At 62.6% G+C, this 16,221-nt stretch carries 10 protein-coding genes and 1 pseudogene; 7 read left to right on the top strand and 4 right to left on the bottom strand.

Features of this window, described 5'->3' with window-relative positions; all coding sequences use genetic code 11:
* Positions 1-75: 75 nt before the first annotated feature.
* The 5 genes from VQ044_RS06745 to hflX all read left to right on the top strand — a co-directional run bounded on the left by VQ044_RS06745 (position 76) and on the right by hflX (position 7,043).
* Positions 76-2,337: an ATP-binding protein gene (locus VQ044_RS06745; RefSeq protein ID WP_442872869.1), complete on the top strand. Its 2,262-nt coding sequence runs from the start codon at positions 76-78 to the stop codon at positions 2,335-2,337.
* Complete coding sequence (ntrX, locus tag VQ044_RS06740) at positions 2,309-3,673, top strand: nitrogen assimilation response regulator NtrX (protein WP_327622101.1); 1,365 nt, start codon at positions 2,309-2,311, stop codon at positions 3,671-3,673. The genes VQ044_RS06745 and ntrX overlap by 29 nt, the downstream gene beginning before the upstream one ends.
* 176 nt (positions 3,674-3,849) lie before the next feature.
* Positions 3,850-5,226: a Trk system potassium transporter TrkA gene (trkA, locus tag VQ044_RS06735; RefSeq protein WP_327622102.1), complete on the top strand. Its 1,377-nt coding sequence runs from the start codon at positions 3,850-3,852 to the stop codon at positions 5,224-5,226.
* A 182-nt stretch (positions 5,227-5,408) separates the two neighbouring features.
* Positions 5,409-5,654 carry an RNA chaperone Hfq gene (hfq, locus tag VQ044_RS06730; protein ID WP_206453939.1) on the top strand — a complete coding sequence of 82 codons (246 nt, stop codon included), beginning with the start codon at positions 5,409-5,411 and terminating at the stop codon, positions 5,652-5,654.
* Positions 5,655-7,043 (top strand): GTPase HflX, encoded by a 1,389-nt coding sequence (gene hflX / locus VQ044_RS06725; RefSeq protein WP_327646173.1) that lies wholly within the window; start codon positions 5,655-5,657, stop codon positions 7,041-7,043.
* Positions 7,044-7,636: 593 nt separating this feature from the next.
* On the opposite strand, the pseudogene VQ044_RS06720 reads toward hflX, so the two are convergent.
* A pseudogene (locus VQ044_RS06720) lies at positions 7,637-8,753 on the bottom strand (DEAD/DEAH box helicase); the annotation flags it as partial.
* A 143-nt stretch (positions 8,754-8,896) separates the two neighbouring features.
* Here VQ044_RS06720 and VQ044_RS06715 point away from each other — a divergent pair.
* The gene (locus tag VQ044_RS06715; RefSeq protein WP_327646169.1) at positions 8,897-9,637 is read left to right on the top strand and encodes an alpha/beta fold hydrolase; all 741 of its coding nucleotides are present in this window, start codon (positions 8,897-8,899) and stop codon (positions 9,635-9,637) included.
* On the opposite strand, the gene VQ044_RS06710 is transcribed toward VQ044_RS06715, so the two are convergent.
* The 3 genes from VQ044_RS06710 to VQ044_RS06700 form a co-directional block, all read right to left on the bottom strand.
* On the bottom strand, positions 9,610-10,203 hold the full coding sequence (locus tag VQ044_RS06710; RefSeq protein WP_327646168.1) for a hypothetical protein: 594 nt from the start codon (positions 10,201-10,203) through the stop codon (positions 9,610-9,612). The two genes, VQ044_RS06715 and VQ044_RS06710, sit on opposite strands and share 28 nt — an antisense overlap.
* 47 nt (positions 10,204-10,250) lie before the next feature.
* Positions 10,251-12,275, bottom strand: a complete 2,025-nt coding sequence (gene parE, locus VQ044_RS06705) for a DNA topoisomerase IV subunit B (RefSeq protein WP_327646166.1) — start codon at positions 12,273-12,275, stop codon at positions 10,251-10,253.
* Positions 12,276-12,497: 222 nt separating this feature from the next.
* On the bottom strand, positions 12,498-13,235 hold the full coding sequence (locus VQ044_RS06700; RefSeq protein ID WP_327646164.1) for a helix-turn-helix domain-containing protein: 738 nt from the start codon (positions 13,233-13,235) through the stop codon (positions 12,498-12,500).
* A 239-nt stretch (positions 13,236-13,474) separates the two neighbouring features.
* Between VQ044_RS06700 and VQ044_RS06695 the strand changes: the two genes are divergently transcribed.
* Positions 13,475-16,204 (top strand): nitrate/nitrite transporter, encoded by a 2,730-nt coding sequence (locus VQ044_RS06695; RefSeq protein WP_327646163.1) that lies wholly within the window; start codon positions 13,475-13,477, stop codon positions 16,202-16,204.
* Positions 16,205-16,221 lie beyond the last annotated feature (17 nt).

Genomic DNA, 16,221 nt, shown 5'->3' with positions numbered 1-16,221 from the left:
TATCTGCCGAATTTCGTTGCAGATTAGACACAATCCGTTGCTGTGTGGCAACGTGATCATCATTTGCGGCGAATCATGACTTCTAACCCGGTGCAATCAGAAGGCGAGATTCCGTTCCTGTTGGAACGGCGGCGATTCATGCTTGTTCCGGGCCTTCTGGCCGTCGTTGGGGCACTGGTGACGGGGGCGATCTCCTTCGTCGTCCTCATGGGACTGACGCCGATCGCGCCGACGGACACGATCGTGACCATCGCGACCGTCGTCAACGGCGCCTTCGTGTTGATCCTCTGCCTTTTGATCGGGCGGGAAGTCATGCGCATGGTCCGGGCGCGGCGGCAGGGAAAGGCCGCGTCGCGTCTGCACGTTCGCATCGTCTTGCTGTTTTCCATCGTCGCTGCGCTGCCGGCGCTGCTAGTGGCGATCGTGGCCGGTATCACGCTCGATCTCGGCCTTGATCGCTGGTTCGAGATTCGCACCCGCACCATTGTCGAATCCTCGATCAGCGTGGCGCGGGCCTATGTCAACGAGAACGCCCGCAACCTTCAGGGCTCAACTTTGTCGATGGCCTACGATCTGGATCAGCAACGGCGGTTGTTTGGTCTCGATCCGACCGGCTTCCAGAATCTGATGACCGATCAGGCCAAGGGGCGCTCCCTGCTCGGGGCGCAGCTTTTGCGGCCGGACGGCACGCCATTCCTGGCAGCTGACGTCGCGGTCGAACGCCCGCTGCCGGTCCCCCCGGACGACGCTTTGAAACAGGCGGCGGAAGGCAACCTCGTCTTCATCCCCCCCGGCGTCACCAACCTCGTTGGCGCGATCATCAAACTGCGGCAGATCGCGAATGTCTATCTCTACACCGTGCGCGCCGTCGACCCGGAGGTGATCGCCGCGCTGCGGTTGATGGAGGAACGGTCGGCGGAATATTCGAGCCTCCAGTCCAATCGCTTCGGCCTCCAGCTGGCCTTCGCGCTTTTGTATCTGGGGATCACGCTGATCGTCCTGTTGTCGGCGATCTGGACCGGAATCGGCGTCGCCGACCGGCTCGTCCGACCGATCCGGATGCTGATGGGCGCGGCCGATGAGGTCAGCGACGGCAATCTGTCCATATCGGTTCCCGTGCGCGCGTCTGACGGCGACGTCGGATCCCTGTCGAACACATTCAACAACATGATCCTGCAGCTTCGCAGCCAGCGTTCGGAACTGGTTCACGCCAAGGATGTTATCGACGAACGCCGCCGCTTCACCGAGGCCGTTCTGTCCGGCGTGACCGTCGGAGTGATCGGTGTCGAACGGGATGGCACGGCGACGATGGTCAATCCGTCGGCCGAGCGCATTCTCGATGTGGAATCTCGGCTCGTGGTGGGCCGAAATCTTGATGAGACGTTTCCGCTCATCGGCAGGATTTACCGCGCCGCGTCGATATCCTCGCGGCCGGAGTATCAAGAGGAAGTCAAACTGCGCATCCGCGACCGAGAAAGGACCCTGGCGATCCGGATCACGTCCTCCGAGGCAGGGGAGGAGGCCCAGTCGAGCGTGGTGACGATCGACGACATCACCGACCTTGTCGAGGCTCAGCGCTCGTCAGCCTGGGCAGACGTCGCGCGTCGTATTGCCCATGAGATCAAGAACCCGCTCACCCCGATCCAACTGTCCGCGGAACGCATCCGGCGTCGATACGGAAAACGCGTTGAGGACGATCGCGAAGTCTTCGACCGGTGCATCGAAACGATCGTGCGGCAGGTCTCCGATATCGGCCGCATGGTCGACGAATTCTCCACCTTCGCGCGGATGCCGAAGCCGAAGATGGAAGCCAAGGACCTTCGCGAAGCGCTGCGCGAGGCGGTCTTCATGCGCGAAATGGGCGACCACGGGATCGCCTTCGAGGCCAATATTCCAGATCAACCCATGCTCGGTTCCTATGACATACGGTTGCTGTCACAAGCGTTTGGAAATTTAGTGAAGAACGCGGTCGAGGCGCTCGAGGCAACCGAGGATATCGAGGGTCGCATCGTCATCCGGGCGGAGCCGGGCCTGGACCGCCACATCGTCGAAATCATCGACAACGGTCGCGGATTTCCGCGCGAGGATCGAGATCGTCTGCTTGAGCCCTACATGACGACACGCGAGAAGGGTACAGGGCTCGGCCTGGCGATCGTCCGGAAGATTATCGAGGATCACGGCGGAACCATCGCCCTCGACGATGCGCCGGACCAGCCTCAAGGCGCATTGGTACGTATCACCTTGCCGGCGATGGAAACTGCCGTCGAGCCGAACGAAGAAGAGACGGAAGAAAGGACAGGTGAGATCGATGGCATCGGACATCTTGATCGTCGATGACGAAGCCGACATCCGCGAACTGGTAGCGGGAATCCTCGAGGACGAGGGTCATGAAACGCGAACAGCTGGCGGCTCGGATGCGGCGCTTCAGTCGATCGCCGACCGGGTGCCGCGGCTTATCTTTCTGGATATCTGGCTGCAAGGCAGCCGGCTGGACGGACTTGATCTCCTCGATGCGATCAAGGCGCAGCATCCCGAAGTTCCCGTCGTTATGATTTCCGGACACGGCAATATCGAGACGGCGGTGTCGGCGATCCGCCGGGGCGCCTATGATTACATCGAAAAGCCGTTCAAAGCCGATCGGCTGATTCTCGTCGCCGAAAGGGCGCTGGAGACCTCGAAGTTGAAGCGCGAGGTTTCCGAACTGCGCCGACGTTCGTCCGATTTCGCCGAATTGATCGGCAAGTCGCATCCGATGAACCAGTTACGGACGCTGATCGAGCGGGTCGGCCCGACCAACAGCCGGGTGATGATCCTTGGCGCCTCGGGTTCCGGCAAGGAAATGGTGGCGCGCGCGATCCACGCCGGGTCGAGCCGCGCCGACGGGCCCTTTGTCGCTCTCAACGCGGCCGCCATCATGCCCGATCGCATGGAGGTGGAGCTCTTCGGCACGGAGACACCGCCGGGGGTCGAGCGCAAGGTCGGGGCGCTCGAGGAAGCCCATGGTGGCGTCTTGTATCTCGACGAGGTTGGCGACATGCCGCGCGAGACCCAGAACAAGATCCTGCGCGTTCTTACCGAGCAGACGTTCGAGCGGGTCGGCGGCTCCAAGCGGGTGAAGGTTGACGTTCGGATCATTTCGTCGACGGCGCAGAATCTGGAATCGATGATCGCCGACGGAATATTCCGCGAGGATCTCTACCATCGGCTCGCCGTTGTCCCGATTGTCGTGCCCCCGCTCGCCGACCGGCGCCAGGATATTCCGCTGCTCATGGAGGCCTTCATGACGCAGATCAGCGAGCAGACCGGCATCAAGCCGAAGGCCATCAGCCCCGAAGCGATGGCGGTCTTGCAGTCCAGCGACTGGCCAGGAAACGTCCGGCAATTGCGCAACAATGTCGAACGGCTGATGATCCTGTCCAGGGAGGGCGATGCGGAAACGCAGATCTCGGCGGACATGCTGCCACGTGAGGTCGGCGAAATGCTGCCGCGCACACCCAGTCAGTCGGATGGCCAGATCCTGGCCCTGCCGCTGCGCGACGCGCGCGAAGTGTTCGAGAAGGAGTATCTCGTCGCGCAGATCAATCGCTTCGGCGGCAATATCTCTCGCACCGCGGAGTTCGTCGGCATGGAGCGGTCTGCTTTGCACCGTAAGTTGAAGTCGCTTGGCATCTGACGACGTGGACCGACGCGCACCTATGGACGGGAACGGCGGATGGCGCCGCGTTCTCCCCGGCGGATGATAGGCAACATGGGGCCTCGGCAGACCCGGAATCCTTTGCGCAAAACCTCTCAAGCCGATATGGACGCCTGTGGTGATCGGCTCGCGGGTCGGCAAAAGAGGCGCATTCCATGAGAGTGGTGATTTGTGGCGCGGGCCAGGTCGGCTATGGCATCGCCGAGCGCCTTGCATCCGAACGCAATGACGTGTCGGTGATCGACACGTCGCGGTCGCTCGTCCAGGCGATCCGCGACAATCTCGATGCTCGCGGCTTCGTCGGCCACGGGGCTCATCCGGACGTGCTGGCCGAGGCCGGCGCCGAGCAGGCGGACATGATCATCGCGGTGACCTTGCATGATGAGGTCAACATGGTGGCCTGCCAGGTCGCCCATTCGCTGTTCAATGTTCCGACCAAGATCGCGCGCATCCGGTCCCAGAGCTATTTGCGTTCGCATTGGCAGGATCTGTTCTCGACCGATAACATGCCCATCGACGTCATCATTTCCCCGGAGGTCGAGGTCGGCGAGATGGTGCTGCGACGGATCGCCCTGCCTGGGGCGATGGATGCCGTGCGTTTTGCCGACGATACGATCGCGATGGTCGCGATCGAATGCCGCGACGATTGTCCGGTGGTCGACACGCCGCTCGATCAGCTGACCGAACTGTTTCCCGATCTCAAGGCGACCGTCGTCGGGATCTGGCGTGGGGAGCGGCTGTTCATTCCGACCTCGAACGACCAGATGGTGGCCGGCGACATCGCCTATGTCGTCGCCGAGCGCTCCCACGTACGCCGGACGCTTGGTCTTTTCGGACACGAGGAGCCCGAAGCCGGCCGCATCGTGATTGTCGGCGGCGGCAATATCGGCCTTTACGTCGCGCAACAGATGGAGCGCCGTAATCTCGGCGCCAAGGTTCGTGTCATCGAGGCGGATCACGACCGGGCGGTCGCTATCGCCGACACATTGAAGCGAACCATCGTGCTGCACGGCAGCGGTCTCGATCAGGTGATCCTCAACGAGGCTGACATCAGGCAGAGCGATCTGTTGGTGGCGCTGACCAATGACGACAAGGTCAATATCCTCGCGAGCGTCATGGCCAAGCGACTCGGCTGCGGCGGCAATCTGACATTGCTGAACAACCCCGACTACCAAAGTTTTACCCGAACGCTGGGAATCGACGCCTTCATCAACCCGCGGTCGGTCACTATATCGCGGGTCCTGCAGCATGTGCGGCGCGGACGAATCCGCGCGGTCCACTCGATCCAGAACGGCGTGGCGGAGGTGATCGAGGCCGAGGCGTTGGAGACATCGCCGCTGGTCGGCAAGCCGCTGCGCGAGCTGGATTTGCCGGAGAACTTGCGGATCGGCGCGATCTATCGCAATGGCGAGTTTGTTCGACCCAGTGGGCAAACCAAGATCAAGGCGAAGGACCGTGTCGTGATCTTTGCGACCGCCAGCGCCGTCCGTCATGTCGAGCAGTTGTTCCGCGTGAGTTTGGAGTTTTTTTGATCCGGTCGCTCCGCCGGAGCCCGATCATCGGCCAGACGGCCGAGTTTTTGTTGTGGTCGAGGTTGCGAGGCAAAGCACCGACACCGTAAGCGCTCAGTTAGAGAGCGAGCCAAACGCACGGATCGACAGCCGCCAGGCGGTCGTTGCCGCGGCCAATAAGAATAGGAAAAGGACAAGGTTTGATGCCTGAACGCACACAGAATCTGCAGGATCTCTTTCTCAATACGGTCCGGAAGCAAAAGATTTCGCTGACGATCTTCCTCGTCAACGGCGTGAAATTGACCGGCGTGGTGACGTCGTTCGACAATTTCTGTGTCCTGCTGCGGCGCGACGGTCATTCCCAACTGGTCTACAAGCACGCGATCTCGACGATCATGCCCTCGCAGCCGGTCAACATGTATGATGGCGACGAAGACGGGAAGGCGTGATTGGCCGAGCATAAGGAATCCAGACCAAAGGGTCCGATCGAACACGGCAGTGTGGTAACGCGCGCGGCGGTTTTCGTGCCGGTTTTCAAACAATATCAATCGCGGGACGAAGCAAGCCAGGGCAGCTCCGAGTTGGTGCGCCGGAGCGACGAGGCGCGCTTGGACGAGGCTATGGGCCTGGCCGCAGCGATCGGTCTCGATATTGTCGCCAGCGGCGTCGTTAGCGCCGTTCGGCCGCGCCCGGCGACGCTGATCGGCGCCGGCAAGGTCGAGGAACTGAAGGGCCTCGTGGCGAGCGAAGACATCGGTCTTGTCGTCTTCGATCATTCGCTCACGCCGGTCCAACAGCGCAATCTCGAAAAGGAACTCGACGCCAAAGTCCTCGACCGAACCGGGCTCATCCTCGAGATATTCGGACAACGCGCCCGAACGAAGGAGGGCCGGCTTCAGGTCGAATTGGCGCATCTGAACTATCAGCGCGGCCGGCTCGTACGCAGCTGGACCCATCTCGAGCGACAGCGCGGCGGTGCCGGATTTCTGGGCGGCCCCGGCGAAACGCAGATCGAATCCGATCGCCGCCAGTTGCAGGAGCGCATCAAGCGGCTGGAGAAGGATCTGGAGTCGGTGCGGCGCACACGTCAGTTGCATCGCGCCAAGCGCAAGAAAGCGCCGCACCCGGTGGTGGCGCTGGTCGGTTACACGAATGCGGGAAAATCGACACTTTTCAACCGGTTGACCGGCGCCGACGTCTTCGCCAAGGACCTGCTGTTCGCCACGCTCGATCCAACCCTGCGCCGTGCGGCACTTCCCCACGGAACCGAGGTGATGTTTTCCGATACCGTGGGTTTTGTGTCAGACCTGCCGACCCATCTCGTCGCGGCGTTTCGGGCAACCCTGGAAGAAGTGATCGAAGCCGAGATCGTCCTGCACGTGCGCGACATGGCCGATCCCGACACTTTGGCGCAGGCCGAGGACGTGCGGAAAATCCTGCGCGATCTCGACATCGATGCCGACGACAGCGAGCATGTCGTCGAGGTCTGGAACAAGATCGATCTGCTGGACGAGTCCGTCAGCCACCATTTGGCGACGGTCCGCGAGGGACAGCAAGCAACTCAGGCCGCACACCTGGTTTCGGCGATCACCGGCGAAGGCGTGCCCGAGCTTCTCGCGGACGTTGAGCGGCGCATCGCCGGCCGTCTCCGCGAAGTGAGCATCGAGGTCGCGCCGGATGGCATGGGTGTTCTGCCCTGGATCTACCAGAATTCATCGGTGATCGGCAGAGATGATCGGGATGACGGCTCGGTGGCTCTCAGCGCCGAGATGACCGTTCAGGCCGTGACTGAATTACGCCGACTAAGCGAGCAATTACCCGGCATAGAATTTCGATAAGCCGATCAACTGCAGTGGATCAAGCACGGTTTCGCGCGTTCCGCCGATATCGTGATCTTCTCCAGGCGATCGACCAATGCGGCTGAAAGCGATTGACGCGAAACGCATCCATTCGGCGGGCCAGGACATCCTGGTCCGTCCGATATGTGCGCGCGAGACCTGCGGCGGGTGGCGTTAAGCGCCGGTGCCGATGAGCATGAAGGCTGGAATGTCTTCGCCGAAGCCGACCGGAGCGTTGCCGTCGTCGGTCCGCGCGCGACTTGCCGGCTGCGCCGCCCGTGAGCGGGGAGCAGCCGCGGCGGCCGGTCTGGCGCGTTCGCCGTTCGTGCCGGACCGCTTGCGGCTTGTCCGGCTGCGTTCAGGTGCCTCAGATGATGATGCGACACTCTCCTCGGCGAGAGCATCGACCGGAACATCCAATTCTCCGGCTTCGGCGCGCACCACTGCCGGCTCTTCCACCACTGACGCGGCTTCAGGCGCCAAAGGCGCCTTCTCGCTGTTGTCGCGGCGGCGCGTGCCGGTGCCACGACGACTGCTACGACGGGCTGGCTTGTCTTCTGACGGGGCGTCGACGAGCGTCGCGACCGACTCGCCATGCCATGCGATCTCACCGCCGATCAGCTTCTCGATCGCATCCAGATATTTCTTGTCGGACTTGGCGACGAGGGTGAAGGCCTTGCCCGACCGACCAGCGCGGCCGGTTCTGCCGATGCGATGCACGTAGTCTTCGGCGTGAATTGGAACGTCGAAGTTGAAAATATGGCTGACGGCCGGGATATCGAGTCCGCGGGCCGCGACATCGGACGCGACCAAAAGCTGGATCTGGTTGTCGCGGAAGCTCTGGAGCATCGCGGTTCGCGAGCGCTGGTCCATGTCGCCGTGCAACGCACCCGCCGAGAAGCCGTGTTTCTCAAGCGAGCGGAACAGCGTGGCCACGTCGCGCTTGCGATTGCAGAAGATGATCGCGTTGGTCAGGTCGTCCTGCTCGCGAATGATCGTGCGCAGCGTCTCTCGCTTCTCGAAATCGTCCTTCTTCGAGGCGATCAATCTTTGGGTGACGGTGAGGGCGGCGGACGCCGGCTTCGCCACTTCGACGCGGACAGGATTCTGTAGAAACTGCTCGGTAAGCCGGGTAATTTCAGGTGGCATCGTCGCCGAGAAGAACAACGTCTGCCGCGTGATCGGCAAGAGCTTGCAGATCCGCTCGATATCCGGAATGAACCCCATGTCGAGCATGCGATCCGCCTCATCGATGACGAGCACTTCGACAGCGGTCATCAACAGCTTGCCGCGCTCGAAATGATCGAGCAGGCGACCTGGCGTCGCGATGAGAACGTCGACGCCGCGGTCGATCTTCTTGTTCTGATCGCCGAACGAGACGCCGCCGATCAGCAGCGCGATATTGATCTTCTGGTCGAGGCCGTATTTGACGAAGGATTCCTCGACCTGCGCCGCGAGCTCGCGGGTCGGCTCGATGATCAGCGTCCGCGGCATCCGAGCGCGCGCGCGCCCCTTTTCGAGCCGCGTCAACATCGGCAGCACGAAGGAGGCCGTCTTGCCAGTACCCGTCTGCGCGATGCCGAGCACGTCCCGGCCTTCGATCGCGTGAGGGATGGCCTGTTCCTGGATCGGCGTCGGTTCACTGTATCCAGCTGCCTCTACGGCGGCCAGGACCTTGGCGCTGAGGCCGAGTTCGGAAAAGAGTTTCAAGCTAGCGGTTCTCTTGAATTGTTGAATTGGGGGGTCGATAGCGTTTGAAAGCCCAGTCGACAGGGCGATAGGGTGACGCTCGTCGCGAGTCAACCGCAGCGCCGCATATGGGGCGATTTCAGGTGATTTACAGGGTACAAAAGATGAATCTGACACAGATTGTGATGATTCCGGGTCTGTTATGTACCGACGATCTCTATCGGGACCAGATCGCGTCCGTCCCATCCTGCGGCGTCGTGATGGCCGATACGACGTCCGATCCGACCATCGCGGCGATGGCCGAGCGTCTGCTAGAGGTCGCGCCGGATCGGTTCCTCCTCTGCGGCTTGTCGATGGGCGGCTATGTGGCCCTCGAAGTCATGCGGATCGCACCCGAACGCGTCACCGACCTGGTTCTGATGGCGACCAGCGCCAAGGCCGACACCGCACAGCAGACGGCCATGCGCCGGCGCTTGGTCACATTGGCTCACGACAAGGGTATCGCGGCCGTCGCCGAAATCCTTTCCGACCGACTGCTCGGTCCCAATGGCCGCACCGACCCGCAGCTACGCCGGCGGATCGTCGCAATGGCGGAAGCGATCGGAGCCGATATCTTCGCGCGTCAGCAGGAGGCCATCATCGGACGGCGGGACCAGACATCGCTTTTGCCGTGCATAGACGTCCCGACGACGGTCTTGGCCGGGATCGAAGATCAGATCATTTCGCCGGACCGATCCCGTGAAATGGCTGCCGCTATGCCGGCCAGCACGCTTGATCTCCTCGACGGCGTCGGTCACATGGTGACGATGGAAGCGCCCGACGCCGCGAGTGCGGTGATCCGACGGCATCTTCAACGGGATGCCTCGGTCACGCCTTATCAGTTGGTTGCCGGACCGAAGGTGTAAGGTTCCCCCGGAAAGAAATGCAGCTCGTAGGTCTCGGTGACTTCCCCGTCGGTAGGCAGGATGTCGAAGAACAGCGTCAGGCTGTTCGGCTGTTCTTCGCTCGGCTCGTCAGCGCGATAGCCCACGACCGCGCCTTCGATCTGATTGATCTCGACGATCTCCGTCGTGGCGAGCACGCTCAGGTCGCTTCCCGCACCCTCGAGTTGCTGAACGAAGAAATGAAAGGCGGAATCGTCGGTCTGCGACTGCACCATGACCGTCCGCCAGACGCCCTCACTCGTATCGTCCGACCATGGTCCGACGATTTGGACATCCTGGACCTGCGGCGACAGGGCTTCGGCGGCCGTCTTTGCCTTTGCGGCGAGCTCGGGATCGCCGGAGGTTGCCGGCGCCGTCTTGGCCTCGGCGGGCTGCGCGGTGTCGGGTGTCACCGGGGCTTCAGCCGGTTGAGCGGCGTCCGGAGCGGCAACGGGGGCTCCGGCGTCTGCCTGGGCCAGAGCGGCCGTATGGCTCATGGCCATGACGAGGAATGCGGTACCGGCAAGCCAGTGTCTGAGATGGGGCATGGGAAGTCCTCCGATTGAGCAATCGACGGCATTTCAGCTGGATCGGATCAGATGTCCAGTTCCTTGACGAATGCGGCGCGATCCTGAATGAAGCGGAAGCGGGCTTCCGGCTTGTTTCCCATCAGCGCATCGACCGCGATCGACGTGCCCGATTCCGGCGCTTCGTCCATAACGACCCTGAGCAAGGTGCGTTTCCTTGGGTCCATGGTCGTTTCCTTGAGCTGCGAGGGCAGCATCTCGCCAAGGCCCTTGAAGCGCGAGACCTCGACCTTGCCGCGCCCATTGAACTCTTTTGCGATCAACCGCTCGCGATCCTTGTCGTCGCGGGCGTAGAAGGATTTTCCACCCTGGGTCAGCTTGTAAAGCGGCGGCACCGCCAGGAACAGGTGACCGCTACGGATCAGTTCCGGCATTTCCTGATAGAAGAAGGTGATGAGCAGAGAGGCGATATGGGCGCCGTCGACGTCGGCGTCGGTCATGATGATGACACGCTCGTAGCGCAAATCCTCGTCGCGGTATTTCGCGCGGGTGCCGCAGCCCAGCGCCTGGATCAGATCGGCGAGCTGTTGATTGGCGCCGAGTTTCTCGCGACCGGCGCTCGCCACGTTGAGGATCTTGCCGCGCAGCGGCAGGATCGCCTGCAGGCGGCGATCGCGTGCCTGCTTGGCCGAACCGCCGGCGGAATCCCCCTCGACGATGAAAATCTCGGCCCCGGCGGCGCCGTTTTGCGAGCAGTCCGCGAGCTTGCCCGGCAGCCGCAGCTTGCGCGTCGCGCTCTTGCGGCTGACCTCCTTTTCCTGGCGGCGGCGTAGCCGCTCGTCGGCGCGCTCGACCACCCAGTCGATCAGCCGCGCCGCGTCCTGCGGCGAGGAGGCAAGCCAGATGTCGAAGGAATCGCGCATCGATTGCTCGACGATCCGCTGCGCCTCGGCGGTGGCCAGCCGGTCCTTGGTCTGGCCAACGAATTCCGGTTCCCTGATGAAGATCGACAGCATGGCCGAGGCCGTCAACATCAGGTCGTCGCCGGTGATGATCGAGGCTCGCTTGTTACCGGAAACCTCGGCGAAGGCCTTGAGGCCGCGCAGCAGCACCGAGCGTAGGCCGGCCTCGTGGGTGCCCCCCTCGGGTGTGGGAATGGTATTGCAATAGGAGCGGATGAAGCCGTCTTCCGGCGTCCAGCTGACAGCCCATTCGACGGCCCCGTGGCCCGAGACTTTCTCGGTGCGGCCGGCGAAGATCTGCGCGGTGACGCGGTGCTCCTTGCCGAGCGTGACGTCGAGATAATCCTTCAGCCCGCCGGGGAAGTGGAATGTCTCGCGAGCCGGGATGTCGCCGTCGGGCACGAGCAGGCTCTGATCGCAGGACCAGCGAATCTCGACGCCGCCGAAGAGGTAGGCTTTCGAGCGAGCCATGGCGAACAGCCGCTCGGGGCGGAACCTGGCACCGTCGCCGAAAATCTGCGGATCCGGCTTGAACCGCACCCGTGTGCCGCGGCGATTGTGAACCTCGCCGACTTCGTCGAGCGTCGAGGTCGCCAGTCCCCGCGCATAGGTCTGGCGGTAGAGCTTGCGATTGCGCGCGACCTCGACTTCCAAGACCTCCGACAGGGCATTGACCACGGACACGCCGACGCCATGCAGGCCGCCCGAGGTCTCATAGACCTTCGAATCGAATTTTCCGCCAGCGTGCAGCGTCGTCATGATGACTTCGAGCGCCGACTTGTTCTTGTATTTGGGATGGGGGTCGACCGGAATCCCGCGACCGTTGTCGGCGACGGACAAGGTGCCGTCCGCTTCCAGCGCGACCTCGATAAAATTGGCGTGTCCGGCGGTCGCCTCGTCCATCGAATTGTCGATGACCTCGGCGAAGAGATGATGCAGCGCCTTCTCGTCGGTGCCGCCGATATACATGCCGGGGCGGCGGCGAACCGGCTCCAGCCCTTCCAGCACCTCGATATCGGCCGCCGTGTATTCAGCGGGCTGCGTCAAATTTTGCACCGGCAAAGGCTGGTCGGCCGGCTTCGGCGATTTCGGCCGACGCGCCGCATTGCCCGAAAACAGGTCGTCGCTCATCGCGGACCCGTCTGCGAAACATGCGGGACAAACTCGTGTTGCAATGGAAATTCGTGCCCATCAACCATGGGCCCTGCCTATACTTTCACGAAATGTTCTTCAAGAGTCCGGTGTCGTTTCCCGGCGCATAACGCTTCCGCGACAGGTTTATCCACGGGTTCCGTCGGGCGGGTGTGCCAAAACCGGCGGCGCGGCCTGCGTGACGGGCTCAGGCCCGCGTGATCACGATACGTCCTCGGCTGCTCCGTCGCCTTGCAAGCCATCGCAATCCGGCCCGTCGATGAGCGAAGTGGGCTTCGCCAGCGCCTCCAGTGCAGGGCGGTCCGTGATGATGACCCGCTGACCGTCGGCCACGGCGCCATCTGTCTGCAGCGATTTCATCGCTCGTGAGAGACTCTCGGGCGTCATCCCGAGGAACGAGGCGAGCACCCGCTTTTCCATGGGTAGGACAAAGCTTGCTCTGTCGCCGGCGGCCCCGGCTTGACACAGAAGGTAAGCGGCCAACCTCTCGCGTGCGCTGCGCAGCTTGAGATCCTTGGCGTGCCGGACCATGCCGCGGTAACCGGCCGAAAGCTCGGCGATGGTGGCCAACGCAAATTCGCCATCGGTGCGGAAGATGGTTCGCACATCGCTGCTGGGCACCAGGATGAGGCGGGTTTTCTCCAGTGTGCGCGCCGACATCAGGTAAGGCGCGTCTCGCATGCAGGCGGCGAGGATGAAGGTCGAACGCGGCCGCACCACCGCCAGCGTGGTTTCACGCTCCTGCCAGCCCGCGAAGAGCTCGATCGAGCCCTCCACGACGATGTGGAGAAAATCGGCAGACTCGCCCTCGTCGATCAGCTGGATCTGGGGCGGAAAGGTCTGATCGTACGCCGCGCGCGTCAGGGCGAGAAAATTCTCCTCCGCCATCGATCGAAACAGCGGAAGGCGGCGGATCGCCGGAAGGACCGTTTCACGCATGAATCAACTCATCTCCGACAGTTCGCTTGATATTTGGTAATTGATGAACAGACATCAGTCTAGGGGATATAGGCAATATCAATCCCTGACGCCTGACAAACCCAGGTCATTGCGGCGCCTATCATCAAATCTGGTTCGATTGCTCTCGCCGGCCGCTGCGGTTTGATCTCGGTCAAGTCGCGGCGGCTTCTTCCGTCCCACTCCGGCGCGACGAAATGCGTCGGAAGCGAAGATAGATCATGATGGAGCAGGCACACGTCTCGGATGCCGAGCGCACACGAGCGCTGGGGCTGAGCACGATCGCCTTCACGGCCTGCTTCGCGGTCTGGACGATCTTTTCAATCATCGGCGTCGAGATAAAGGCCGAGCTGGGGCTCAACGAGTTCGAGTTCGGCTTGCTGGTCGCCACGCCCATTCTGACTGGATCGCTTACCCGGCTAATCCTCGGTGTCTGGACCGAGAAATACGGCGGCCGCGCTGTCTTCACGACGCAGATGCTGCTGACGGCGGCGGCGACATGGATGCTGACCTGGGCGTCTACCTATACGATGTATCTCGTCGCCGCGCTGGGCATCGGCCTGGCCGGCGGATCGTTCATCATCGGCGTCGCCTATGTCTCGCGCTGGTATGGCGCGGGCAGGCAGGGCACAGCTCTGGGGATATTCGGCGCCGGCAACGTCGGCTCGGCGGTCACCACATTCGTCGCGCCCTTCGTGATGGTCGCCTATGGCTGGCACGGGGTCGCCCATGTCTGGGCCGCTGCCCTGGCGCTGATGGCGGTCGTGTTCTTCCTGTTTGCCAAGGATGACCCGGAACTCGTGGCCCGCCGCAAAAGCGGCGCGCGGCCACCCTCGCTGGCCGAACAGTTCGCGCCCCTGAAGAACCTGCAGGTCTGGCGCTTCTCGCTCTACTACTTCTTCGTGTTCGGCGGCTTTGTCGCAATCGCGCTCTGGACGCCGCATTACCTGATGGATGTCTACGACGTTGACATCCGCATGGCTGGCATGGCGGTCGCGGCCTTCGGGCTTTCGGGATCCCTGTTCCGGGCCTATGGTGGAGCGTTGTCGGACCGTTTCGGCGCCCGGGCGGTGATGTATTGGAGCCTCGGGTTTTCCACCATCTTGCTGTTCATGCTGTCCTATCCGGCAACAGACTATGTGATCCAGGGCAAGGACGGCCCGATCGCCTTTTCGACCCAGCTGGACTTCTGGCCTTTCGTCTTAATCCTGTTCGCGCTCGGCTTCTTCATGAGCCTCGGTAAGGCGGCGGTATTCAAGCACATCCCGGCCTATTACCCCAAGCATGTCGGCGCTGTCGGCGGGCTGGTGGGCATGATCGGCGGCCTTGGGGGGTTCATCCTGCCGATCATATTCGGCGCAGCGCTGGACTTGACTGGCATCTATACCTCGGCCTTTGCGCTGCTGTTCCTGCTGGTGGGCGTTTCGCTGCTCTGGATGCACATGGCGATCCGCGTGATGGAGCGGACGGAGCAGGGCGCAGTCCTGAACCATTTGCCGCAACTACCCGAAATGCTGGGGATGCCGGTCTCGGACGCCTCGCAGGATGCGCACACGCTGGAAGAGTGGAGCCCCGAGGACGAGACCTTCTGGGAGGACAAAGGCCGCCGCATCGCGCGCCGGAATCTCTGGATCTCGATCCCGGCACTGCTTCTGGCCTTCTCGGTCTGGATGGTGTGGTCGGTGGTCGTGGCGCGTCTGCCGGCGATCGGCTTCGACTTCACGCCGGGCGAGCTGTTCTGGCTGGCGGCGCTGCCGGGGCTTTCCGGTGCAACCTTGCGCATCTTCTACAGCTTCATGGTGCCGATCTTCGGCGGCAGGCTGTGGACGACCCTTTCTACTGCCTCGCTGCTGCTACCGGCCATGGGCATCGGCTATGCGGTGCAAAATCCCGATACGCCTTACCTGATCTTCCTGGTTCTGGCGCTGCTGTGCGGCTTCGGCGGCGGCAACTTCGCCTCGTCGATGGCCAATATCGCCTTCTTCTACCCGAAGGCGGAAAAGGGCAACGCGCTGGCGCTGAACGCGGGCCTCGGCAATCTCGGCGTCTCCGTCATGCAGTTCCTGGTGCCGCTCGTCATCACCGCCGGTGTCTTCGGCGCGTTGGGCGGTCAGCCGCAGACCATGTCGGATGGCGGCCAGCTTTGGATGCAGAACGCCGGCTTCGTCTGGGTGCCGTTCATCATCGCGGCCACCATCGCTGCCTGGGTCGGGATGAACGACATCGCCGACGCCAAGGCCAGCTTCAAGGAGCAGGCGATCATCTTCAGCCGCAAGCACAACTGGATCATGTGCGTGCTTTACACCGGCACTTTCGGCAGCTTCATCGGCTATTCCGCTGGTTTCCCGCTGCTCACCAAGCTTCAGTTCCCAGACGTGAACGCGCTGCAGTTCGTATTCCTCGGGCCGTTGGTCGGGGCGCTGTCGCGCGCCGGCACGGGCTGGATCTCCGACAAATACGGCGGCGGCCGGGTCACGTTCTGGACGTTCCTGGGGATGATCGTGGCGGTGTTCGGGGTGATCTTCTTCCTCGGCATCAAGGAACAGCCGGGCGCGTTCTGGGGCTTCTTCGCTTCGTTCATGACGCTGTTCTTCCTGACCGGGGTCGGCAACGCCTCCACATTCCAGATGATCCCCGCGATCATGGGGCGCGAAATCCCGCGTCTGATGCCGGAGCTGGACGGGGGCGCGCTGCGCAAGCAGGCGGAGCGTGAAAGCGCGGCGATCATCGCCTTTACCAGCGCCATCGCGGCCTATGGCGCCTTCTTCATCCCGAAAGCCTACGGCACCTCGATCGCCATGACCGGCGGGCCGGTGGCGGCGCTCTGGGGGTTCCTCGGCTTCTACGTGATCTGCGTCGTGCTGACCTGGTTCTACTACACCCGGCGGGGCGGCCTCCTGGCCGCAACCGAGCGCGCCGGCCGTTCCTCGCCCGCCATCTCCGCAGTCTGACCTGAAAGGAGAGCAAG

Source organism: Aurantimonas sp. C2-5-R2, assembly GCF_036549495.1.
GTDB classification, from domain to species: domain Bacteria; phylum Pseudomonadota; class Alphaproteobacteria; order Rhizobiales; family Rhizobiaceae; genus Aurantimonas; species Aurantimonas coralicida_A.
This window is presented reverse-complemented; position numbering and strand designations above follow the sequence as displayed.